Raw genomic sequence first — 4,687 nt, 5'->3', positions numbered from 1 at the left:
GATGTCTATCTTATCAAGACAGATAGCAGTGGTAATCAGCTCTGGGCTAAGACTTACGGCGGAAGTAATGGTGATATGGGCAATTCCGTGCAGCAGACCACAGATGGCGGATATATCATCGCAGGATGGACCAACTCCTACGGTGCAGGCTCCAATGATGTCTATCTTATCAAGACAGATAGCAGTGGTAATCAGCTCTGGGCTAAGACTTACGGCGGAAGTAATGGTGATATGGGCAATTCCGTGCAGCAGACCACAGATGGCGGATATATCATCGCAGGATTTACCGAGTCCTACGGCGCAGGCAACTATAATGTCTATCTTATTCGGTTAGCATCAGAGGGACCAAATATCAACATCAACATCACCTTAAATGATACTACCTTTACGACTAACGATAAATTATATGCTACCGCTACCGTAACTAATGGTAGTGAGGAAGTTAAAGTAGATGCTAAATGTTGGGTGAAATTCCCGGATAACACCTTAATAAGCCTAATTAATCTCTATTCTGTCACCTTACCTGCTAACCTGAATACATCAGTTTCTCTTATTTCTGGCTACACCTTTAGTGGTAGTGAACCAGCAGGGAATTATGAGGTAGGCGGCAGGTTTTTAGATTACATTACGGGTGACCATCTAATCAGTGACATCAAATCTTTCAATTTTACGCCATAAGTCAATTAATGGGGTCAGACCTTGTGTTTTCAAGGTCTGACCCCGAAGGTTCCTTCAATTTATAGGAGAAACGTTTATGCCCCTGCAGGGCACAAATGACGATGAAAATAGTAGGTAGGAGATAGAAGGTGGGAGATAGGGAGATAAGCGTGAGGAGTGGTATTTTCTTTACTTTCTACTTTCTACTCTCTACTTCCTATTTTCAGGAGAAACGGCCCTGTCCACAGGGTGGACACAAAGGAGGATGAAAATAGTGGTAGGAAATAGAAGGTGGAAGGTAAGGAGATAGGCGTGAGGAGTAATGTTTTCTTTACTTTCTACTCTCTACTTTCTACTCTCTACTTCCTATTTTCAGGAGAAACGCTCATGCCCACAGGGAGTGGGCACAAAGAAAGATGAAAATGGGTTTGATGGTTTGATGGTTTAATGGTTCAGGTGAAATCAGGTTGAAGCCTGCGGCTACCAGCCTTCCCGAGTCCCGAACCCCGAGTCCCGAGTCCCGATTTTTAGGAGAAATTATGAAGATACCGTTTGTTGACCTTAAATCCCAGTATCAATCAATTGAACAAGAGGTTAAAGAGGCCGTAATAAGGGTAATGGAGCAGGCTAATTTTATTTTAGGAGAGGAGGTAAAACTCTTTGAGGAAGAATTTGCTTGTTTGTGTGAGGCTAAATATGGCATTGGTGTCGCTTCAGGCACAGATGCCTTGCATTTAGCCCTATTGGCATGTGGCATAGAGAAAGGAGATGAAGTGATTCTCCCGGCTAATACCTTTATTGCTACTCCATTAGCGGTATCACAGGCGGGAGCAAAACCTGTTCTTGTCGATATAGACTCTTTGACCTACAACATAGATTTATCAAAGATTGAAGAATGTATTACACGCAGAACAAAGGCTATTATGCCAGTTCATTTGTATGGACAGCCGGTAGATATGGATGGTTTGACTAATCTTGCTAAAAAATACAATCTCTGGATTATTGAAGATGCCTGCCAGGCACATTTAGCCGAATATAAGGGAAGAAAAGTAGGTGCGATAGGTGATATTGGTGCCTTTAGTTTTTACCCGGGTAAAAACTTAGGTGCTTATGGTGATGGAGGTCTGGTAGTAACAAATAATGCACAGTTGGCTGAAAAAGTAAAAATGCTTAGAGATTATGGACAGAAGGTCAAATATCATCACCTATTCAAGGGATTTAATAGTCGGTTGGATACAATGCAAGCCGCTATTCTTCGGGTTAAACTGAAATACCTTGAAAAATGGAATAACCTGAGAATTCAGCATGCCCAGAAGTATTCCGAATTGCTTGGTGGCACAGAGGTGATTACACCCACAAAAGCTCCGTATGCTAAACATATCTATCATCTCTATGTTATCAGAACAAAACAAAGAGATGAATTACAAAAATACCTCGCAGATAAAGGCATTTCTGTAGGTATTCACTATCCTATACCTATTCATCTTCAGAAGGCTTATGAAGATTTAGAATATAAAATAGGCACATTTCCTATTACTGAAAAATATGCAAATGAGATTCTATCTCTACCAATGTTTCCTGAGTTGACTGTGGAACAAATAGAGATGGTGGTAAATTCCATAAAGGAGTTTGGACAGTAAGAAAGGAGGAAATTTATTATGAAGGATAAATTAAAGATTATAGCATCACCAATTGCCTTTAATGAAGAAGGAAAAATTGGAAATGTAGTTAAAAAGATTCCAAAGAATCTGGTTGATTTAATATTAGTTGTCGATGATTATTCAACAGATAATACCAGAAAGGAAGCAGAATCAGAAGAGGCAGTCGTGATAACTCATAAAGAACGAAAGGGGGTAGGGGCAGGGATAAGAACAGCCATTGATTATGCTATAGAAAATAAATATGATATAATTGTGATTATGGCAGGAAATGATAAGGATAATCCTCAAGAAATATCAAGGCTAATAGACCCAATAATAAATGAAGGATATGATTTTATTCAGGGGTCGCGATTTTTAAAAGGTGGCTATTACGGTAATATGCCTTTTTATAGAATTCTGGCAACGAAACTTCATCCACTAATTTTCTCCATTCTGGTCGGAGCCAGATTAACTGAAAGCACCAATGGATTTCGAGCATTTAAGACAAGCCTGTTTAATGACAAACGAATAAACCTCTGGCAGGATTGGCTCAATAGTTATGAATTGGAACCATATCTTTATTACAAAGTGATTAAATGTGGTTATAAATGGAAAGAAGTCCCGGTGACTAAAATATATCCCCAAAAAGGAACGACCAAGATGGTACCTTTCAGGGATTGGTGGCGAATTCTAAAACCTCTATTTTGCCTCTGGCTGGGAATTAAAAAATAAAAAACATAACTATTCAGCCACAGATGAAACACTGAAAATTCGTAAATCGTCTCCAGTATCCGGGTCCGTAATTAGGCTCAAGGTTGAGGGCTGAAAATTGTAACCGTTGAGGGATATATAGCCACAGAGTCACAGAGAACACAGAGAGAATATATAATCTTGAATGACCCCCGTGAGATATTTTACTATCTAACGGGGTGAACACGAATGCACCTGAATAACAAAAAGAGATAGTTAGTGTTAATCTCTAACTTCCCAAATTTTAAGTAATAGGTAAAATTTTCGACCTGTACGGTTAGCAGTTCGAGAATTATCCGCAAGCGTTAGTTGATGTAAGAAAAGGAGATAGAGAGATAGGGGGATAGGGAGATTACGGTATGATACATTAAATTACTGCCTCAACAAGTAAATTTTCTTGATATTTTTCCATCTCCATATCCTTCTTTATCTCCTTATTCCCCTTCTTTACACCGAAACGGTTGCATTGCTTGTAATTTCTAACCATACAGGTCGCAATTTTTTAAACCTCTGAATTTCGTGAAAGCTCTCTCTCTCCAAACAGAGTAACTCTACCCTGCTGAATTTTGTCTTTTTATAGGACATCTCTTTTAGCTCCGTAGGAGCTCTAACTGTTTGGAGAACTGAATCACTTTATTTAATTTCGTGAAGCCCTATTTAACTTTTCTATTGGTGAGCTACGATATTGCTTTATGTTCCTCCTTTCCCCTGCGTAGGCAAGGTATAACGACCAAGTTCAGTTGCGGCGGGGATTTGCCGAAAAACGTCCAATACACCAAAACCTGCCACACCCCCAAAAACATTCATAAAACCACAGATTCCCGCCGTCAACTGCAACGGCTTGTTAGGTGACAACAAATTTATCCGAAGCACCACCGCAATTCAGCGTAACAACACAACAAAGAAATTCAGTTTCTTCGGGTTTTACCTCGTGAATCGCATTGGGATTCACCACAATCATATCACCATGCGACACCAAATAGTCGTGTTCACCAACATTTATGACCATTGTGCCTTCAAGAACCATGTAAATTTCTGTGCCTCTTTTGTGGTAGTGGCGATCTTGAGTTGCACGTTGATTGAAGACCGCAACCTCTGCATCAACCATTACCTGCACAGGGCACTTCTCGCCTTCAGTTGGCGGCAACCATTCGACACTTGTTGATTCACGTTCCTTTGCAGCGTAAAGATCGGTGACCAGCAGTTTGCGGGCACCGCGGGACCCCGTTTGGAGTGCTGAATCACGCTTAACGGCATCTTTAGTAACAAGCAATGCAGGCGTATTGGACACTGAACACCTCCAGTTGCAATCCTCCACCTAACGACAAAGTTCAGGTGCGGCGGGGAGAATTACCACAAAAGTTTGATAGCAAGACAAAACTTTGAGAGACCACAAAACTCTGACCACCGCACAGTCCCCCGCCGTCAACTGCAACGCAGGGTTAGACAAAAGCCCTGATTCGCTGTCTTTTCCTTTTCCTCTGCCTCACCGAATTATTCATTCACGGTTGATCCTAAAATATCCTTTTTTCTTAATTCACAATTCAAGATGTGACCCCTGACCTGACCGAGACAAAACTTTGAGAGACCACAAAACTCTGACCACCGCACAGTCCCCCGCCGTCAACTGCAACGCAGGG

General features: G+C 41.0%; 5 protein-coding genes. 4 read left to right on the top strand and 1 reads right to left on the bottom strand.

Features of this window, described 5'->3' with window-relative positions; translation table 11 throughout:
* From AB1422_05770 to AB1422_05755, 4 genes are all read left to right on the top strand, one after another.
* A partial coding sequence (locus tag AB1422_05770) for a hypothetical protein (protein ID MEW6618839.1) occupies nucleotides 1–678 on the top strand: 678 nt, incomplete at its 5' end.
* A 270-nt stretch (nucleotides 679–948) separates the two neighbouring features.
* Nucleotides 949–1,077: a hypothetical protein gene (locus AB1422_05765; GenBank protein ID MEW6618838.1), complete on the top strand. Its 129-nt coding sequence runs from the start codon at nucleotides 949–951 to the stop codon at nucleotides 1,075–1,077.
* A gap of 119 nt (nucleotides 1,078–1,196) precedes the next feature.
* Entirely contained in the window at nucleotides 1,197–2,297 is a 1,101-nt protein-coding gene (locus tag AB1422_05760) for a DegT/DnrJ/EryC1/StrS family aminotransferase (GenBank protein MEW6618837.1), read from the top strand.
* Nucleotides 2,298–2,315: 18 nt separating this feature from the next.
* On the top strand, nucleotides 2,316–3,029 hold the full coding sequence (locus AB1422_05755) for a glycosyltransferase family 2 protein (protein ID MEW6618836.1): 714 nt from the start codon (nucleotides 2,316–2,318) through the stop codon (nucleotides 3,027–3,029).
* 862 nt (nucleotides 3,030–3,891) lie between these two features.
* On the opposite strand, the gene AB1422_05750 is transcribed toward AB1422_05755, so the two are convergent.
* Nucleotides 3,892–4,338 carry a cupin domain-containing protein gene (locus tag AB1422_05750; GenBank protein MEW6618835.1) on the bottom strand — a complete coding sequence of 149 codons (447 nt, stop codon included), beginning with the start codon at nucleotides 4,336–4,338 and terminating at the stop codon, nucleotides 3,892–3,894.
* Nucleotides 4,339–4,687 lie beyond the last annotated feature (349 nt).

It is taken from the genome of bacterium (genome assembly GCA_040757115.1).
Lineage (GTDB): Bacteria > UBA9089 > CG2-30-40-21 > CG2-30-40-21 > SBAY01 > JBFLXS01.
Note: the sequence above shows the minus strand (reverse complement) of the source record. Positions and strands in the feature narration are given on the sequence as shown.